Source organism: Psychromonas saccharinae (assembly GCF_051201515.1).
Lineage (GTDB): Bacteria > Pseudomonadota > Gammaproteobacteria > Enterobacterales > Psychromonadaceae > Psychromonas.
In genome coordinates this window covers 1,900,956-1,921,959 of the sequence record NZ_CP195153.1, presented here as the reverse complement: position 1 = coordinate 1,921,959, position 21,004 = coordinate 1,900,956, and the positions used below count along the sequence as shown (strand labels likewise).

Genomic DNA, 21,004 nt, shown 5'->3' with positions numbered 1-21,004 from the left:
GACCTTATTTAGAAATTCGAGGATCAAGCCACACGTAAAGTAAATCGGCTATAAAGTTGGCGGTTAGCACAGCGGTAACAAGAATCAACAGGATGGCTTGAATCAGCGGATAATCACGCGCCATAATGCCCTTCAATAAGATATTTCCTAACCCTTGATAGTTGAATACCACCTCGGTCATAATTGACCCAGCAAATGAAAAACCAATTGCCATTGCAATCGCAGTCGCAACGGGCAATATCGCATTACGTCCAGCATAGCGATACATAACACGGAAGCTACTTAGTCCCTTCGCCTCGGCCATGGTGACGTAATCTTCACCTAACACATTAATCATTGCGTTACGCATATTAAAAACCCAGGTAGAAATACCGACTAATATCATCGATCCCATCGGTAAAATCGCATGCTTTAAGACACTGCCGATAAATGCGAGAGAAAAACCCGGATCTAAGGAAGGGTCATAGGTATAAGCCAAGGGCAATAATTCCATTTTCAAACCGAAAAAATAAAATAATAATAACGCTGTGACGATATACGGAAAGTTACTGATAAATGCTAAAAACGGTGGAACAAATTGTCCAAAGAAACCTTCACGACGGTATGAAGCATAGGTGCCAATACTAACTCCCATAATAAGCGCCACAATTAATGAGCCCAAGGCCAGAAACATCGTCCAAGGTAGCGCCATCCCCACAACCGTCGTCACATCAATCGGAAACATTAATACCGACGGACCAAGGTCTAAGGTAAATACACTTTGCATATAGGAAATGTATTGTTCAAATAAAGAACCATCCATAAATCCATACATTTCTCTGACCGCATCCATTTGAGCAATATCCATTTTCCCCTGTGCGGCAGCAAACATGGCTTCAATTGGATCGCCAGGCATCATTCTTGGTAGAAAAAAATTAAATGAGATGGCTAATAGAAAAGCGGTGAAGTAAAAACTAAGTCTGCGTAATATAAAACTCATAAGATTGTCCAATAGTGAAAGAGCTACGCCGTAGCCCTTATGCTTTGTCTAAAAGTTATTTAAGATGAAGTTGGTTAATAATTAAATTACGGTTACCACCATCATAAAAACTCGGTTGTACGTATGGGTCTTTTTCACTTGGCCAGCCAACAAATTTAGCGGTGCTGTATTGGAACCAAGTTGCATTTGAAAACAAGGGAATAAAAGGTAAATTTTCAGCAGTATAAACCTGTAGCTGATCTAAAATAGCTTGTTGTTTTTGTTTATCATTGGTTAAACCAAAACTATCAATCAAGGTATCAATTTCAGGGGAATGAACGCCGTGGCCAGCATGCCAACTTTTACCTATTTGCGATGTAGAGAAGTAAGCTTGATAAGCCGTAATGGGATTTGTTGCGACCATAGACCAATTAATAGACATGGTGTAATCACTGTTTTTTAAACCACTGTCATAAATAGACCAATCAACCGTTTTCACATTCGCTTTAATGCCGATCTCTTCATAATATTCAGTGACCATTTGAACCACTTGGATCCAATCCGTCCAACCATTGACGACATTAATATCAAAAACAATATCTTTACCATCTTTTAGCTCTCTAAAACCATCTCCATCGGTATCTTTATAACCTGCATCATCCAACATTTTCATCGCTTTTTCGGGATTATAAGTGGTTAACGATTTGTATTTTTCAGTAACATCTTTATCGATATAATTTTCGTAAAGCTCAGCAATTCCGCCTGCATTGAAGTTTGCAATTGGATAACCATATGCAGCGATATCAACAATTGCATCACGATCCAATGCCATTGATAAGGCTTGGCGAACGCGTAAATCATCAAAAGGTTTTACTTTGGTGTTCACGTATAAATGAATGGCATCATTTGCAGGATACCAATAGTGATTATTTTCCGGATCAGCTTTAACAAAGGTATTATCAATATCTGCAATAAAATTCGAGCCCCAATCAATTTCACCTTTCATTAATGCCGGTTGAATTTGAGAATTATCATTATAAGAACGGAAGGTCATACAATCGATGTATGGTCGCCCTGCTAAATAATAATTATCGTTACGACAAAGCTCCATTTGTTGCGCTTTTAAATATTTCACATCGGTTAATGGACCACTGCCTACATGACTTAAGTTTTTAAAGGTAGGTAATTCTTTCGCAGACACTTTTCCCCAAATATGTTCAGGTACAATGTGGTAATTCGTTAATCCCCAGATAAAAGTTGAATCCGGTTTTGTTAATTTAAATACAATTGTTGTTGGATCCGTTGCCGCCACACTTTCTAAAATGCCCGTTGTCCAAATTGCTTTTTGATCAAAGGCAGGGACATCTTTTGGCATGGTATAACTGTAAACAACATCCTTAGCAGTCAAAGGTTGACCATCGGACCATTTTAAACCATCTCGTAATTTGACCGTGATGGTTTTCAAATCTTCTGAGTATTCTGCAGATTGGGCTAAGCGATACTCCGTTTTACCTGTTTTAAGATTGAACATCACCAAAGGTTCATAAAGCACACCATCAAATACCCCACCACTTGTATAAGGATTGTAGTTTTCAACGAACCCAGTATTAATGATTGGAACCGTCAGTGTTCCACCTTGTTTAAAATCTTCAGCTAGCGCACCATTTGCAGAAATAAGGAGACCACAAACAATGGAAGAGAGAATCTTTTTAGTATGCATAAGTAATCCTTTGTAATTAGAGTGAGTTCTGTGAAAGCGCTACCTTTTTATTGCATATCAATAATAAATTAAGGATAAAACACACAAAGAAAGCGCTTTCTTTAGGTGATACTATGCCACCAATTTATCATCGGCAACCCGCTTTAATGTAAATCTATACTTTGATCACACTAAAAAATTATTGAATTATTTTTTTATGAGGTTGAAACTAAAAAGATTGGAAAAGAAATAGAGAATATTGCTATATCTAGAAGGAGGATATAGCAATAAGAAAATAATAAAATAATAAAACGATATTTATAATTTGATGAAGTTTAATTGTTCAAGTTCCATCCCACGTTTTACAAAATCAAGGCCAAGTAGATAATACCCCTTGTCTAAACTTACCTTTAATCCTTCAATGGTTACACTCTGACCTTGACTACCATGCATAGGCAATGACATACAGAAAATATCATTTAAAATTAAGCTACAGGACGATTGTGCTAATGAATTACGTTCAAAACTAGCAACCGCATTCACTTGATAAATGCCCGACGATAGTACGTGAATTGTAATAAATTTATTCACTTTACTATTCACCAATATCGGTTGATTGACAGTGATTGCATGGTCATGCTTATTTATATGATCGGGCTCAATGGTTTTAATCCGTTTATAAACAGTCAATGGCCGTCGCATCACCGGAGTCGATAAAATGAAACGGCAAATATTACACACTGAACGTTGTAACTCTCCAAGCTGCAGTGTCCCTTCTTTTAATGCAGACAATGTATCATCGTTCATTGCATTAGATTCAGCCCCATCATTTTCAGTCACCATATACAGATCATTTTGTGCACGCAACATATACGAAGTAAAACGCAAATGCGCTTCTCCAGCAGATATTGGATTGTTCATTTTAGCCCACCAATCGGTCATAACAATACCTTGATAGCCCCACTCTCCGCGCAGTATAGTGGTATTAAGATCGTAATTAGAAGCCCCCCAATGCCCATTAATAGGATTATAGCTAGTCATAATTGAAGAAGCCTCTCCTTCTTTAACCGCCATTTCAAATCCTTTTAAATGAATTTCTCGTAATGCACGTTGAGAAACAACACTATCGACACCATGACGATTTGTTTCTTGATCATTAGTTGCAAAGTGTTTAATCGTGCCGCTGACACCAGCACGCTTCAAACCACGAGTTTGTGCCGCGCCCATTATGCCGGTCAGTAAAGGATCTTCAGAGAAGTATTCAAAATTACGACCATTTAAAGGATGGCGGTGAATATTTATTCCCGGCCCTAATAGGGTATCAATTTGGTTAGCAAATAATTCATTACCGACCAAATTGAATAATGTTTCATTTAATTCACGATTCCATGTACAACAAAGTAACGTACCAATCGGTACTTGCGTTGCTTTATGTCCACTATCCATACGAATACCCGAGGGACCATCGGCCGCTGCGACCACAGGGATCCCATAATCAAATAGTGCATCACTCACTCCGCCAAAGGCAGATGCGGTCCCCGGCGTGACTTTTGGACTACACATCCCTTCACCGCGTACTATTGTCGCCAATTCTTGCTCACTAAATTGCCCAACAAAAGCATCTAAGGAAGCGCTATCTTTTTGAACATCAATTAATTTAATCCCCTGATCGCCCGTATAAGGAATGGGTTCGGGTTGATTTTCAGTCATTCTGGCCTGTAATGAAATGGTCCGCTGCGGTACCTGTTCATAACTTTCTTCATAACAACCGTTAGCTAATAATTTTCCAGGTTTTAAACGTTTAAAGGATCTAATCGGCGCCATTGCTTCACGCAAAACCTCTGTAACCAATAACGTTGCTTGCTGATATAACGTATCAAGTAATATTACTTTTCGAACACTTTCCCCCAAATAAAAGTGATAGTCACCCGCTTCAATTACATAACAATGTTGATGGCCTGTAACACCGCTATCATCAAAAGAAGCAAGAGATTTAACTGAGACAGAAAGGTGAAGAGTTTGACTTTCGCTAGGAGCCAATAATTTAGATTTTGAAAAACCAACTAACACCCGAATAGGTTTACCAAGTTTCCCCTGTGGAGGGTGACAATAAAGTTGAATAACCTCTTTACCTTTGTATTGATCACAAATATTTTTAACTTTGATATCAAAATGTAAAATACCGTCAATACCATCACCTTCAGAATACGAACTAATCAACTCATAGCTAAATTTTGAATAGGATAAACCCGCACCAAATTCATATTGTACCGCTTGTGGTTTGAAGGTTTCAAAATAACGATATCCCACGTAAATATCTTCAACATAACAATTATAATTTGGATTGCCGAAATGGGCTGCCGAAGGGTAATCGCTAATATGATAAGCAATCGTATCGGCTAAACGTCCGCTAGGTGAGACATCTCCACTCAAAACGTCAGCTAGGGCATGCCCACCTTCCATTCCCCCTGCCCAGTTATAGAGTATCGATTTAATTGACTCTTTTCCGGCGATATTCAATAACCAAGACATATCCATGATATTCGACACATTGAATACCACGATAACATCTTCAAAACACGCACAAACATCAATCAACATTTGCTCTTCAAGCTGCGTTAGTCGATAACTGCCCGGCGCATCGGCATTATCTTGATCTTCACCAGCGGTGCGTCCAATAAAAACGACCGCTTTGTCAGAATTACTCGCAGCTTGTTGAACTAGCTTTGCCGTGAGTGACATCTCTTGCTGAAACCAAGGCTCAGAAGCCCAACCACCGCCACCATCGTCAAAGGGATGTTGTTCAACCCACTGCTCATAAACCAAGGCAAGTTGTTCATTGATATTAATATTTTCGTTAGCACGTAGTCCCATTAATGCATTAACTGCATAGGGGACATTCACAGCACCACCAGAACCGGTTCCACTTCGATAGGTATCTATTTGACAACGACCAAATAATGAGATGACCTCATTTTGCCTAATTGGCAATACATCATCTTTATTCTCTAGTAGAACAATCCCCTCTCCTGCAGCCTGACGACTCACAGGAACTAGCGCTTTTTGCGCTTTGGATATCATTGTATTTACCATAAATATGTCACTATTATTCTTTAACGCTAGTCTGAGTTGATTAACACTTATTCAAACTATTGAATTATAATTTACACCCTAATTCCTGGCGTAAGTAAACAGAAGCTCCTAATAAACCAGGATTATCATTGGTAATTAAATACGTCGGAATAGTTGATAAGTAAGCATTAAATCGCCCCTTATCTTCGAAGAAGTGTCTAAATTCACTGGCTTGGAAAAAATCAGCAAAACGCGGCACAATACCACCGGCAATATAAACCCCACCCGTACAGGCTAAATTTAAGGCCAAATTACCAGCAAAACCGCCCATCACTTGACAAAATATTTCAAGACTTCGGCGCGCAATTTCACAGTGCCCGTTCAAACCGGCTTGGGAGACATCTTTAGGTTGTGCAAATTTTGCGGGTTGATTCGCTATTTGACATAAGCTTTCATAAATATTCACCAAGCCTTGTCCAGAAAGAATTCGCTCAGCAGAAACGTGCCCAAATTTCTCTTGCAGAATAAACAAGATATCCGCTTGTTCACGCGTATTAACGGTAAAACTGCTGTGGCCTCCCTCTCCATCTAAACTAATCCATTTATGATCTTGTTTAATAATATGGGAAACACCCAATCCAGTACCGGGACCAAATACCGCTGTAACACCATCAACAATAGGCTCTCCACCACCTATTTTTATTTTTTCCAGATCACTTAAAAATGGCACGGCCAACGAAATTGCGGTGTAATCGTTAATTAAATGCAATGAATTTAACTGTAATGATTGTTTAAGTGCTTGCTTGGAAAAAGACCAACTTAAATTAGTCATTTCAACTTGGTCCTTATCGACCGGACAAGCTATCCCAATACAAATATCAGTGACTTTTTCACTTAATGTATCAATATACTGTTTCACGGCAACTTCAAGACCATCAAATTGGGCACATGGAAACTCTTTAACTTGAGTAAGTTGACCTGTTTCTAATTCACAAACGGCAAGACGTATATTTGTACCGCCAACATCAGCAACAACTGATAGCATATATTTCTCCTAACTATATTTAATGCTAAAACGCAGTTGAATGATTCAACTGCGTTTTAATTGAAAGGCTAAACCTTAACGATTTTACAGGTATTTGTTGAACCTGCGTCGTTATCATCACCATGCGTCAATAGAATTAGATCACCATCGTGCAAATACCCATCGTCTTTTAACGTCTGTAATGCAGTGCTGATATATTCTTTGCTATTGGTAGTCGTTGAATCAAATTCAACCGGTGTTACACCACGGTAAAGCGCACAATAACGTAATGTTTGAGGATTACTTGAAAGAGCATAGATAGGTAAACCAGAGCTTAAACGAGACATTAATAGTGGCGTTGTACCCGATGCTGTTAATGCTACAATCGCCTTAACACCCACCGTATGATTTGCAGCAAACATGGTCGTCATCGCTAATGCTTCACCGGGATCTTCAAAGGTATAATTCATACGGTTATTCGATACATTAATACTAGGATGTTTTTCAGCACCGATACAAACTTCGCTCATCGCTTTAACGGTTTCAACGGGATAAGCACCTGCTGCAGTTTCACCAGATAACATCACCGCATCTGTACCATCAAGCACGGCATTCGCGACATCCATAACTTCAGCACGGGTTGGCATTGGCGCATTGATCATCGACTCCATCATTTGTGTTGCCGTAATCACCACACGGTTTAATCGACGCGTTGTTCGGATCATATTCTTTTGAACACCAACTAAACGTGCATCACCGATTTCAACACCAAGGTCGCCACGCGCAACCATTACTACGTCGGATGCTAAGATGATATCTTCTAATGCTTCTTGTGTTTCAACCGCTTCTGCACGCTCAACTTTTGCAACAATTTTGGCATGACAGCCCGCTTCTTGTGCTAGTTTACGCGCATATTGCAAGTCAGCACCACAGCGAGGAAAAGATACCGCAAGGTAATCACACCCGATTTGTGCAGCAGTTAAAATATCTCTTTTATCTTTTTCAGTTAATGCCGGTGCAGATAAACCACCGCCTTGCTTATTAATGCCTTTATTATTTGACAGAGGTCCACCGATAGTAACGACAGTTTCTACTTTATTACCACTAACACTTTCAACTTTTAATTGAACGCGCCCATCATCAAGTAACAACACATCACCATTGGTCACTTCTTGAGGTAGTGTTTTATAATCAAGGCCGACTGCTTGTTGGGTACCTTGGCCTTTTTCAATATCGCTATCGAGCACGAACTTGTCACCCACAGCTAATAAAATTTTATTATCTTTAAACGTTGAAACGCGAATCTTAGGTCCCTGAAGATCGCCCATAATAGCGACTTCTTTGCCTAATCTTGCCGCTATTTCTCGCACTTCATTGGCACGTTTAACGTGGTCAATCGCTTCGCCATGAGAAAAATTCATTCGTACCATATTGGCACCAGCGGCAATAATTTTTTCTAAATTATTATCTCTATCTGTAGCGGGGCCTAATGTTGTTACGATTTTAGTACGTCTTGTCATTGTTTACACCTTATAGTTAGAAACCAATTAATTAATCAATAAGAATAGTCTGGATTGAGCGTGGTGACATTGATATATAACCACCTTTATCAATATTATGTAAGGCATAGGTTAAACTTTTTTCACTACTATTGCAGACAACGATAACTTTCTGACCATTGGGATTAATGAACCCTGTCGCCTCGATAATATCGGTTGTCGTACACACGGCAATTCGCTTTGCACCTTTTGCAATAAATTTGGAAAAATGTGCAAAATAATAATAGGAAGGATTAATAATAACTTGGTCATTCACGGTATCAGCGATAATCGGGGCACTACATAAATTATTTACATGATTTGGACCGCCCGTTTCATCTAAAAATAAATTCCAATCACACCACGCAGAGGTATTGTGATTAATATCATTGATCATTGAATGTGCATAACGCTCACCAACATGCCAATCACCAATATGGGGTCCATTTTCCTGACATCCTTCGGTAAACCATATTTTTTTATCGGGATAAACATCATTGATGAGTTTTAAGTTTTGATAGTTATCCCCCATATACCAATGAATACCAATGCCATAAACATATTTATTTGCGATCGGATCATCAAACATTTTCTGAGCGCGATCATAGGCTTCAGCACGATTATGATCCCAACAAACCACCTTAATGTGCCCTAGTCCTTGTTGTTCTAATGTTGGACCAAGGTAATCTCGCACAAAATCACGTTCTTCTTCTGCACTATATACGCAGGAATCCCACACTTGGGTCGCAGCCGGTTCGTTTTGAATTGTAATGGCCGAAATTGTAATACCTTGCTTTTCCATTGCTTGAATATATCGACAATAATATAACGCCCAAGCTTCGCGATAGTCAGCTTTTAACTGTCCACCATTATTCATTTCACCATTCGTTTTCATCCATGCAGGTGGACTCCAAGGTGAAGAAAATAATGTAATATCTTCATTGGATAAAGCCTTCGCCCATTCAATCATTGGGATAATTTGTTGCTTATCACGATCCACATTAAAATCGTTTAATAAGGGATCTTCTGTTTCACAACACGCCCAATTCTCTAATGAAAAATCACAACTATTTATATGAGTTCGACAAAAATTATAACCAATCCCCTTTTCTGGGTGGAAATAGGCTTCCATCATGATTTTTTGTTTTTCAGGACTCATTCTATTTAATACATCGGCTGCAGACTCAGTAAAAGCACCACCAAAACCTTCCCACTCTTGAAATGTTTTTGACTCATCCATATAAATGCGATGCAACTCACCGGCATCGGTATAGGTTGTCGTATCTTCTTGTTCATAACCAGAATGTAAATCACCTAACTCGGTTTGACTTAAAAGCAATTCACTGTCTTTTACTGTTTGATAAAGTTTCATTCTATTCCCCAATGCCAATATAATTAAGGCATTAGTATAAAGAATGAATAGTTAAACAACCCTAAAGAAAGCGCTTACTTTAGAGGTTGATCACAGAATAATTAACATCGATATTGATACTATGACGCTGTTAAATGAGACAACAGTTAATAATTTTTGATTTTTTCAGAGAAGAATATCAAGTCAATTAAATAGATAAACTACTTTTTATGCTGGAAAAATGATTTAGTGCGAGGTGTAGATTGATATACATGGTTGAGCGCTAAAGGTCGGTTACTATTGCATTGTTTTGAAGACATCATATTGCCTTTTTTACGGGCTTTCCGTAACGCGGTGCAGGTACGGCCGCGACTTTTTTAATTCTTATAGCAGGCAATTAGTGCGGGTGTGACTTTTGCAGTAAATACCAATACGCAATGCCATTCCCTGAAAAAATATCACTTAAATTAAACTGTTTATCCGCAGCCCATGTTTTATTCTGAAATACCAAGGGAGTTATTTGGTAGCTCTGTTGCATGTTTTGGAAAAATGCAATCTGTTCCTCTATATTATCTGCAACCTTTCCCTGTTTAAAAACAGTACTAAAATAATGTGATAAGACACTATCATGAAAAAGATGATGGTAAATATTATGACTCTCCATCAAAGTAGAATGCCATTGATTAAGTGTTAGATCGAAATCAAGCATGCGCGCTTGCCATTCATTAATATCATTAACTTCCGTTACGACTAATTTAATCCCTAATATTTTCATCATATTGACTAATGCATCAGTTATTTTCTTATTCTCATGGCTAGGATCGGAGATAACAAGTAGCGTTATTTCTAAAGGCATATCAACATCAGATAATAATTCTTTTGCTTGGTCAACATCATACTCGGGAAGTTTGATATTATATTCGTTAGAAGGCGAATAAACAGCACTCACGTGACCATTATCATCAAGCAAATATTGAAGAATGCCCTGTTTATTAATCGCTAAATTAATGGCCTTCCTCACATTGGGTTGCTCAAATACCGGCGATCTTTTACTATTAATAGTCAAAAAAAGTAGATTAGGAGACGGTACCTTAACGGCTTCTTTTGAGGGGTCTAAACGAAGCGTCTTAAGCAAATCATTTTCAATAATTTCACTAATATCGATATCATTACCTAACAAAGCAAAGGTCCGAGAACTTACGGATTTAATTTTAATAAAATTAAGTTCAGATATCCCTGCTTGTCCTTGCCAGTAATTCTCATTGGCAACCACATCGAGGTTTAATGCCGCATTATATTGCTTTATTTTATAAGGCCCTGTGCCTGAAATTGACAATCGATTATCACCCACCTCAACGATTCCTTGAGGTTTATCTAGTGAGATTGCATTTTTCTCATAAAACTGAGAATCAAGTACATAAAAATGAGTGAAATAATCCAGAATTTGCATCTCTGAAATATTGTTATAGACATCAAAACTGTCTTTATTAACCGGTTTAATCCGAAATATTCCTTCGAAGGAATAACGAACATGACCCTTTTTTAACATTTGCTTAAAGGTCCAGGCGACATCTTCACTGGTCAAAACATTACCGGAATGAAAGGTAATATTTTTCTTTAAATAAAAACGCGTCACCCCTTTTTTAATCGGTTTCCAATTGCTGACTAAACGTTTCTCAAACCGATTATCTTTATTCCAACTCAGCAAGGGGTCAAAGAAAAGATGTACATATTGCAAATCGAGCGGCACATCTGCATAGGGAGAAAATACAGTTGGCAGCTGTTCTACACCAATTTTGACGGCGTCTATCGATTTATCATGTATCGCATAGGCCATGCTAATTGGTAAGGTGCAGAGTAAAAATACACTCAGTAAATAATTAATGGCACGTAACAAGGGGTTAACCATAAAAATAGATTAAACACTGCAAAGCAATAGCAGAGAATATACCGGCAACGATATCATCAATCATAATGCCAAACCCTCCCGCTACTTTTTTATCTAACCATGATATCGGAAACGGTTTTAAAATATCAAAGAAACGAAATAGAATAAACCCGACAATCGCCCACTGAATAGAAAAAGGCACCATTACCATGGTGATCCAATAACCCACGAATTCATCCCAAACAATGGCTTTATGATCATGAACGCCCATCGCTCGACTGGTGATATGACAAATCCAAAAACCAACAAAACTGCTAATCACTAAAACAATGATATACAATTCAAGGGATAGAAATGATAATAAATAATACAAAGGCACAGCAGCCAATGTGCCAAACGTACCTGGTGCTTTATTAGGTAACCCACTACCAAACCCTACTGCAGCCAAATGCGCTAGGTTGGTCAATTTTAAACCTTTTAAATCTTCACGTTTCATAATATTAACGATTACCTTAATGGAAATGATCCCATCCCTGTTGAGAAAATGAGATCGCTTGTTTATTGTTAAACAACTGAATCAATGTGTCTGTTGTGTTGATTTGTGCACGATCAACTATTTTACCCACGACCGTGATTTTGTCGTTACTTAAATGACGTAATTCTGTGAGCTGTGAAGCGGCAATGGTAAATACCAGTTCATAGTCATCGCCACCGGTTAATGCATATTGTAACGCTTGTTGTTCAGATAGATGCCCCAATTTAATTTGGTTAAGCATAACGTCTGAAAGCGGGAGTTTATCTACGTCAATTGCAGCAGCACAATGAGACGCCCTTAAAATATATGTTAAATCCTGTGTAAAACCATCGGAAATATCCATGCAGCTTGACGCTAAATGACGCAATTGAAGACCTAAATCAACTCGAGGGTCAGTCAGTTCTAATGCATCAATAAAATAAGACTGATGAGATACCGCTAATGCTTGTTGTTTACATTGAAGCCCTAATCCACCATCTCCTAAATGACCAGAAACACAAATTAAATCATCATATTGTGCTTGATTGCGAAGCAAAGCCGCGCCGCGTGGCACAATACCTTTTACGGAAACCGTTATCGACAAAGGGCCTTTGGTCGTATCACCGCCGACCAGAGTCACGTTAAACCGATTCGCTAGATCAAAAAAACCTCGAGAAAAAGCTGCTACCCACTGTTCGTTCATCTCCGGCAGCGTAATTGCGAGCGATGCCCATTTAGGTTTCGCGCCCATTGCAGCTAGATCACTCAAATTAACAGCAAGCGCTTTGTAACCCAATCGGTAAGGATCAACATCGGCAAAAAAATGAATACCTGACACTAATGTATCGGTACTCACGGCTAACTGGTGTCCGTCTGGAATATCTAAAATTGCACAATCGTCACCAATACCGACAGCGACACCATTATCGAGTCGTACTGTCTGAGTGCTGAAATACTTAGCAATTAAATCAAACTCGCCTAAACTCATTTACGTTTTAACTTCAAGGTGCGTTTTGTTGACGATGGTTTATCCGTTTTTTGTTTATTTTTATTAACAAAAATCTTTTTCCCACCTGAATTAGGCGATGTTTTTCTAGTTGTTTTTTTCACCGTTTTATTTGGCACAGCCGACTCAATCGCAGTTTTAGACGAATGGGAAACGGCTTGATTAATTTCATTCATTTCCTGTTGCGTAAGGTCTCGCCACTGCCCCGGTTTTAATTTATCGAGATGAACATTCATAATGCGCGTACGTTTTAATTTTGTGACTTCATAACCTAGGTACTCACACATACGACGAATCTGACGATTAAGTCCCTGGGTTAAAATAATGGAAAATACAAAACGACTTTTTACTTTCACGGTACACGGCTTTGTGATGGTATCTAAAATAGGCACACCACGTTCCATGCGTTCTACAAAACGCTCACTCAAGGGCTTATCGACAGTCACCAAATATTCTTTATCATGTGCATTTTCTGCGCGTAGAATTTTATTAACGATATCGCCATCGCTGGTTAGAAAGATCAATCCTTCCGATGGTTTATCTAAACGGCCAATGGGAAAGATACGTTCTTTATGTTTAATCGCATCAATAATATTTCCACGAATATCTCGTTCCGTTGTACAGGTAATACCGATGGGTTTGTTATAGGCAATATAAATACGATCTGATTTATTCTCGGCAACGGCATTGATACGTTTACCATCAACAAAAACCTGATCACCAACTTGTACTTTTGTGCCTAATTCAGGCACTTCGCCATTGATTTTCACCCTATTTTGCTCAATCAGTTTGTCCGCTTCGCGACGAGAGCAAACCCCTGAATCACTTATATATTTATTCAGACGTTTTTCGGTGTTTTTGTCCACATTCATATCCCATATAAATCATTGACCACCCACGGTTGTTGGGTGTTTAAGCTGGGTATTATACTCAACACAAAGGTAAATGCGAGTCCAAGAAAAGTTGTTGATTTTTGAAGGTGGTAGACCCGACTATTATTTAATGTGATAAATATTGAGTTGCTTATCATTTACTAATCGAGTAATGATTTCTTCGCGTAACTGCGATAACGTTTTATTCGCTTGCATTGATAATAAAAGTTTATTTATTCTAGGAACTAATGCTTTATGTTTTTTATTCACAAAATGATAAACGGGCAAATGACTCAAACTGGGGGAGGCTATTTTAACCGTTTTTAATCCCAATTTATTAGATAAATATAAACCGTTAATTTTTGAGGTAATAACAATATCAACACGTTCAGCCTCAAGTAATTTAAACGCCTTTGTTAAATGATTAACCACTTTTACCTGGGATAATTTTTTAGTACATAATTCGGCATGTTTTAACCCTCTGACAATGGCGATGCGATAATTTTTTAGAGATTGGCAACCGGAAATATCCGTAAGGCTTTTTATCGAAAAGACCGAAGGTTCAATATAATTGATCGGGGTAGGCACTTTTATCAAATTAGGATATTCACTGGAAACTTCAGTGATACGCGTTACTTCACCATCTATATGGCCTTCATTAGATTCCTTTAATGATCTTTTACCAGGCATATCGATAATTTCCACGGGTAAGTCTAACTTTTGATAAACTACCTTTAGAATTTCAGCACTAACAAGTTGGTCAAAATTTTCCTCAACTTTGCCAAACACTAACGTATCCTGTGCAAAAGCCATATTATGTAGAAAAATAAATAATATGGTGAATAACAGTTTCTTCATGAAATCCCTTTCTTTTATATCCATTGCCATTCAAAGGCTCGTCATTATCATCATACTAGTCTTGCTTTGGCATCCGAATAAATGACTGATAAATGCATTTTAAATGGTAATAGGTATATCACTATTAGTTATTGACAAATGTCAGCAAAATGCCCGTTTACTAATAAACACAAATCATCGGGAGAAAGTTCAATATCCATACCTCTTCTTCCTGCACTCACATAGATTGTTTGATAATCCTGTGCCGATGCATCAATAATAGTTTTTAATCTTTTCTTTTGACCAAGGGGACTCACTCCACCCAATACATAGCCTGTAGAACGTTCGACATCTTTTGGTGTCGCCATTTCGGATTTTTTAGCGCCTGCACACTTAGCCATATTTTTCATGCTTAACATAGATGACACGGGGATAATGGCAACAGCTAAATGACCATCATTCAGACTGACAACAAGTGTTTTAAAAACGCATTCAGGTGCCACCGACAGTTTTTCAGCAGCCTCTAATCCATAGTGGCTATTATTTGCATCGTGACCATATTCATGAATTTTGTAGGGCTTTTTTTTCTTTTTTAATACTTGAACTGCAGGTGTCATTATTTATCCGCTATCAATCAATATGTATTTGAATTGGTAGTAGTTTACCCTTTTTAGTTAGGCAAGTTAAAATAATTAGCACTTAATTTGAAAAGCGATCGCAAACAACTTGATTACTGCCCTGCTCTTTCCCCTTAAAGGTTGCCTTATCTGCTCGTTTTAATACTTCACTAAATTGCTCATTGGCACGAATTTCTGCCACCCCAATAGTCACAGATAAACTTATTTGTTGATACTCAATACTCATTGAGATCTGTTCTACTGATCTGCGTATTTTTTCTGCTAATTTTTTAGCGCCATCAATATCAGTATCCGGTAATAACAATACAAACTCATCACCCCCCCAACGAGAAAACTGATCTTGATCCCGAATAATATTTTTGACGATATCAACAATCGCTTTAAGGACCTTATCACCGGCAATATGACCAAATTTATCATTAATGCATTTGAAGTGATCTAAATCTAACAATGCAATTGAATAACCAACCTGATTACGTTCAAAACGTGCTTGCTCTTGTTCAATAATAGGTAGCATGCCATGACGATTTAAAATTTCAGTCAACGCATCATTATGGGCAAGTTGTTCTAAATGTTTATTTGCTAGTGCTAACTCATTTGTTCGCTCAATGATTTTATCTTCTTGTTGCTGGGTTAAATTTTTCAATTCAATGTTTTGTTTTTCCAGCTTTTTACTTAATAATTTACTCCGCATAAACCCTTTATTAAGATTAATTGCCGTTAAATAACTTTGAGATAATACATAAACAGCCGTGCCAAACGAAGCGAGATACTTACTCTGAATAATTTCCATCGCATATAAAATATCATTAATAATACAAAAACCAAGAATGACACTACCCAAAGCCATAATTCGGGTGCCTTTTTGTTTTGCTCTATATGCGAGTATAAGAATGTAAAAAACATAAGCGACAGAGAAAAGTGCATATATTTGCATAAATAATAAGGTGATATGACTAATATTGAGGCCAAAGATAATCAAACCTGCACTCGCAACAAGACTACAAAAGTAAGTTGTTTTAACGAAAAAGAAATTAAAATGCTGTTTGAATATTAAGTAATTAAAATGCATCCCAAATACGACTGCAATAAAAAAGCTGAGATGATCGGCGGTAAGTAATGATCGAATACCCAATGTTGGAAAATAATTTAAAATAAGGTAATTTTCTACCACATATTCACGAATACCTAAACATAGGCAAAATAAAGCAAAAATTAAGGGAACAGGATTAGATCGGCGTAATGAAAAAAGGGCTAGGTTGTAGATCATAATGGCGAATAAAAAACCACTAATAAATATTTTATTCATAACCTGTTTTTTTATTTCATAGGATAAAACAAGTAATTTCCCAATTCGTAATGACTTAGCCAAACCGCCCCAATTATAGCCATAATTAGAAACTTGTATGGTTAGATTAACTTCAGGATTTTCTGGAAAAAGAATAAGCGGTTGGGGAGCATAATGTGGCGACGTAGATGCTTCAGATGTTCCGACCTCTCCGACTTCAACCCGCAAATCCTGATCGACAAATAACCGATAAGCACTATTAATAACTGGAATATAAATAGCAATGGGTTGATCAAAATCATCCATTAATATTTTTAAATGGTAAGTTCCATACCCTCGTGCAAAATCGACATCAGGATCAAAAGTCGACAGATCCCAGGATTTCGGTACATCAATGTGCTTTTTGCTTGAGATATGTTGTTCAATTTCTTGCGGAGATAAAAGTTGATTATAGAAAAAGTCCCATTCGCCCTCTAATGAGACTAATCGATGCTCATTAATTTGTCCTCTTAAATCGATAACACCATCTACCGCTTTATGGACAGGTTCAGCACTAACGTTGAAGTTAATAGCCAATCCACTTAACACAATAAAAAATAACACGTTAAGCGAATTAATCATTCTTTGCGCTAAATTCATCGCGATATGTACCTTAAAAAATCGATTGGTAGACAAATATTTGTTATATTATTTGTATGAGAAATAAAAGAATAAGTGGGAATTCATAATATTGCAAACATATCTATTTAGGGACTATGGTTAATATAGAAACGTTTAAACAGCTTGATTTAATGGTTTTTCAGAGGATAGCCATCCCCCTATTAAACTGAAAAAACACGGAATAAAAAAGAATAACAGATAAATAAAATTAAACTATCAGGATGATTGTTTAATAAAAAACGAACAAAATGATTCACCATTAAATGATTCGCAATACATTTATATATTTGATATAAGTAAATATCGTATTGCAATATTATTACTCAAAAAAGGCATGATACTTGGTTATGGAAAACGATATTCACCACAAAACCCCGCTTCTGAATATAAATAAATTGAATATTGTCTACCCCTCTCGCCACGAGAAATTCTATGCAGCCAAAGATATTTCCTTTGAACTGCACGCCGGTGAAATATTAGGAATCGTCGGTGAATCGGGCGCAGGGAAATCGACAGTGGGTAATGCAGTTGCAGACTTACTTACCCCGCCGGGATATGTTGAATCGGGGGAAATAAGTCTCGATAATGTTGATATCCGCGCGCTTTCAAGTCGTGATATGCGACATGTTCGTGGCAAAGACATTGGCTTTATATTCCAAGACCCGATGACATCTTTGAACCCACTTTATACAATTGGTGAACAGCTATTAGAACCGATACTGGCACACCTTTCATTATCCCATGCACAGGCAAAAGAAAAAGCCATTAAACTGCTTGAAGCCGTTGGAATTACGGAACCTGCCATTCGATTAAATCAATACCCTCATCAATTTTCCGGTGGCATGAGACAACGTGTTGTTATTGCGATTGCATTGTCAACGGATCCAAAACTGATTATTGCCGATGAACCAACCACCGCATTAGACGTTTCAATTCAAGATCAAATATTACAGTTGATAAAAAAACTGTGTAAAGAAAACAATGTGGGTTGTATTTTAGTTACCCATGATATGGGCGTTGTTGCATCCGTAACAGACCGCGTGATTGTGATGTACCGTGGTGAATTAATGGAACAAGGCACGACCCAACAAGTTCTACTTGAACCGAATCACGAATATACTAAAAGTTTAATTTCAGCCGTTCCGCAGGCCTCCATTAAATTGCATCGTTTCCCATTAGTTTCATATATTGAAGATGCAACGGAACACCAACCTCTTGATTTAAAAAATCACTGGTTAGGCCAATCACAGGACGCACCTGAATACGATGGCAATATTCTTTCGGTACGCGATATCAGCCTTCGATTTACCACTAAAAATTCAATGTTCCCAAGTAAACGTCGTTATATACAAGCGATTGACCATGTTAGTTTTGATGTTAAACAAGGTGAAACATTTGGTCTTGTGGGCGAGTCAGGTTCCGGTAAATCCACCATTGCACGAGCGATTACAAGTCTGTATCTACCCGATACAGGTAATATCATTTTCGAAGGACAAGAATTAACTACCTTAACCAGTGAACATCAACGCTTACCCTTCCGTCGTCAAATGCAGATGGTATTTCAAAACCCCTACTCTTCATTAAATCCGAGAATGCGCGTTAAAAATATTATTGCTGAACCTATTCGCTTTCATAAGCTCGCATCGAGCGAACAAGAAATTCAATCGATTGTGCGTGATTTAATTGACCATGTCGGCCTTGCTAAGAATGCAGGTGATAAATTTCCCCATGAATTCTCAGGCGGGCAGCGCCAACGAATCTCAATTGCACGTGCCTTAGCAACACGACCACGTTTATTAATTTGTGATGAACCAACATCAGCACTTGATGTATCAGTACAAGCACAAATATTAAATCTTTTAAAAGATCTTCAACAGGAGCTTGGCTTATCAATGCTCTTTATTAGTCACGATTTACCGGTAATTCGACAAATGTGTGACCGCATTGCAGTGATGCAACACGGTAAATTAGTGGAATGCCAAGAAACAGATGCATTGTTTGAACATGCAGATCAAGAGTACACGCGTCATTTAATTAATTTAATGCCGCGTTTTGAAAATTTACAACACACTGCTTAATCATAAAAGGAAATAATATGAAATTTAATAAAAGTATGTTAGCAATCGCACTAGGTGCCACATTAGGCATGGGAAGCGTACAAGCAGCAGATATCACGATTGCTTATGCAGCAGACCCAGTTACGATGGATCCTAATGAGCAAATTTCTACGGGTGTTTTACAAATGTCACACCTGGTTTTTGATAGCCTTGTGCGTTTCGATAACAAACTAAACCCAGAAGCGCGACTAGCAAAAAGTTGGGAGCAACTTGACGATAAAACCATGCGTTTCCATTTGCGTGAAGGGGTTAAATTCCATTCTGGCAACACAATGACTGCCGACGATGTTATTTTCAGTTATAACCGCATTAGTAATTCAGTTGATTTTAAAGCTATTTTCGCACCCTATGAAAAAATGGTGAAAGTTGATGATTACACGGTTGATTTAATCTCTAAAGAAATCTACCCACTTGCTTTAGCAAATATGTCTTACCTATTCATCCTAGATCAAAAATTCTACACCGGTTTAGATGATCAAGGCTTACCAAAAGATCGTATCGAAAAAGCTAAAAACACCTTTGCTGCAACCCATGAGTCTGGTACAGGTCCATTTACTTATGCATACCGTCAACAGGGTGTTAAAAACGTATTCGAAAAATTTGATGATTACTGGGCAAGTCGTGGTAACGTTGATCGCATTACATTAGTACCAATTAAAGAAGATGCGACACGTGTTTCTGCACTACTTTCTGGCGATGTAGATTTAATCAATCCAGTTCCACCAACGGATCTACAACGTGTTGATGAAAACAAAAACAACCTACTTTACACAATTCCTTCTGACCGTATTATTATGGTTCAAATGAACGAAAAAGTTGTCCCACAATTTAAAGATGTGCGTGTTCGTCAAGCGGTTGTGCATGCCATTAATAATGAAGGGATTGCACAAAAGATCATGCGTGGTTTTGCAACACCTGCAGGTCAAGCCTCTCCAGACGTATACCTTGGTCACGATCCAAAACTAGTGCCTCGTTTCGATCTTAAAAAAGCACGTGAATTAATGAAAGAAGCGGGTTACGAAAATGGCTTTACTATCGATATGATTTCGCCAAATAACCGTTATGTTAACGATGAAAAAATCGCTCAAACGGTTGCTTCAATGCTAGCAAAAATTAATATCAAAGTTAATTTAACAACCATGCCAAAAGCACAATACTGGCCTGAGTTTGATAAATGTGCTTCAGGCTTACAACTGATCGGTTGGTCTTCAGACACAGGTGATTCTGCTAACTACTCAGAGTTCTTAACCATGACACGTAACAGTGACACAGGTGCTGGCCAATATAACTGTGGTTTCTACAGCAACACGGAAGTCGATAGTTTAATTGGTGAAGCCAATAAGAGTGTTGATAGTGCAAAACGTGCTGAATTTTTACAAAAAATCAGTGATATTGAATACAAAGAAGCCGCATTTATTCCGCTTCATTGGCAAAACCACGCTTGGGGTTATTCAAACAAACTTCAAAACTTCCCTGAAATTGTGAACCTTAAAAACTTCCCTCATTTTGGCGATTTAATCGTTAAAGAAAAATAGGAAAGTA

At 37.9% G+C, this 21,004-nt stretch carries 15 protein-coding genes; 2 read left to right on the top strand and 13 right to left on the bottom strand.

Annotated elements, in window-relative coordinates; translation table 11 throughout:
- Positions 1-4: 4 nt before the first annotated feature.
- From ACR30L_RS08495 to ACR30L_RS08435, 13 genes are all read right to left on the bottom strand, one after another.
- Entirely contained in the window at positions 5-979 is a 975-nt protein-coding gene (locus ACR30L_RS08495) for an ABC transporter permease (RefSeq protein ID WP_435237583.1), read from the bottom strand.
- Between the two features lie 55 nt (positions 980-1,034).
- Positions 1,035-2,678 carry an ABC transporter substrate-binding protein gene (locus ACR30L_RS08490; protein WP_435237582.1) on the bottom strand — a complete coding sequence of 548 codons (1,644 nt, stop codon included), beginning with the start codon at positions 2,676-2,678 and terminating at the stop codon, positions 1,035-1,037.
- 297 nt (positions 2,679-2,975) lie between these two features.
- Positions 2,976-5,738, bottom strand: a complete 2,763-nt coding sequence (locus ACR30L_RS08485) for a glycoside hydrolase family 3 protein (protein ID WP_435237581.1) — start codon at positions 5,736-5,738, stop codon at positions 2,976-2,978.
- 76 nt (positions 5,739-5,814) lie between these two features.
- A complete protein-coding gene (locus ACR30L_RS08480) occupies positions 5,815-6,774 on the bottom strand; it encodes a glucokinase (RefSeq protein ID WP_435237580.1) in 960 nt (319 codons plus the stop codon).
- A 68-nt stretch (positions 6,775-6,842) separates the two neighbouring features.
- Positions 6,843-8,273: a pyruvate kinase gene (gene pyk / locus ACR30L_RS08475; RefSeq protein WP_435237579.1), complete on the bottom strand. Its 1,431-nt coding sequence runs from the start codon at positions 8,271-8,273 to the stop codon at positions 6,843-6,845.
- Between the two features lie 31 nt (positions 8,274-8,304).
- Positions 8,305-9,663, bottom strand: coding sequence for a glycoside hydrolase family 30 protein (locus ACR30L_RS08470; RefSeq protein WP_435237578.1), 1,359 nt, complete (start codon positions 9,661-9,663; stop codon positions 8,305-8,307).
- A 376-nt stretch (positions 9,664-10,039) separates the two neighbouring features.
- Positions 10,040-11,539, bottom strand: coding sequence for an ABC transporter substrate-binding protein (locus ACR30L_RS08465; protein ID WP_435237577.1), 1,500 nt, complete (start codon positions 11,537-11,539; stop codon positions 10,040-10,042).
- 4 nt (positions 11,540-11,543) lie between these two features.
- Positions 11,544-12,026 carry a phosphatidylglycerophosphatase A family protein gene (locus ACR30L_RS08460; protein WP_435237576.1) on the bottom strand — a complete coding sequence of 161 codons (483 nt, stop codon included), beginning with the start codon at positions 12,024-12,026 and terminating at the stop codon, positions 11,544-11,546.
- A 16-nt stretch (positions 12,027-12,042) separates the two neighbouring features.
- On the bottom strand, positions 12,043-13,032 hold the full coding sequence (gene thiL, locus ACR30L_RS08455; RefSeq protein WP_435237575.1) for a thiamine-phosphate kinase: 990 nt from the start codon (positions 13,030-13,032) through the stop codon (positions 12,043-12,045).
- On the bottom strand, positions 13,029-13,922 hold the full coding sequence (gene rluF, locus ACR30L_RS08450) for a 23S rRNA pseudouridine(2604) synthase RluF (protein WP_435237574.1): 894 nt from the start codon (positions 13,920-13,922) through the stop codon (positions 13,029-13,031). Before rluF ends, thiL begins: the two co-directional genes overlap by 4 nt.
- A gap of 123 nt (positions 13,923-14,045) precedes the next feature.
- On the bottom strand, positions 14,046-14,780 hold the full coding sequence (locus tag ACR30L_RS08445; RefSeq protein WP_435237573.1) for a substrate-binding periplasmic protein: 735 nt from the start codon (positions 14,778-14,780) through the stop codon (positions 14,046-14,048).
- Between the two features lie 128 nt (positions 14,781-14,908).
- Entirely contained in the window at positions 14,909-15,376 is a 468-nt protein-coding gene (ybaK, locus tag ACR30L_RS08440) for a Cys-tRNA(Pro) deacylase (protein WP_435237572.1), read from the bottom strand.
- An 82-nt stretch (positions 15,377-15,458) separates the two neighbouring features.
- Entirely contained in the window at positions 15,459-17,324 is a 1,866-nt protein-coding gene (locus tag ACR30L_RS08435; protein ID WP_435237571.1) for a sensor domain-containing diguanylate cyclase, read from the bottom strand.
- Between the two features lie 368 nt (positions 17,325-17,692).
- On the opposite strand from ACR30L_RS08435, the gene ACR30L_RS08430 reads away from it, so the two are divergent.
- Together ACR30L_RS08430 and ACR30L_RS08425 are read left to right on the top strand one after the other, a co-directional pair.
- Positions 17,693-19,423: a dipeptide ABC transporter ATP-binding protein gene (locus ACR30L_RS08430; protein ID WP_435237570.1), complete on the top strand. Its 1,731-nt coding sequence runs from the start codon at positions 17,693-17,695 to the stop codon at positions 19,421-19,423.
- Between the two features lie 17 nt (positions 19,424-19,440).
- On the top strand, positions 19,441-20,997 hold the full coding sequence (locus tag ACR30L_RS08425) for an ABC transporter substrate-binding protein (RefSeq protein ID WP_435237569.1): 1,557 nt from the start codon (positions 19,441-19,443) through the stop codon (positions 20,995-20,997).
- Positions 20,998-21,004 lie beyond the last annotated feature (7 nt).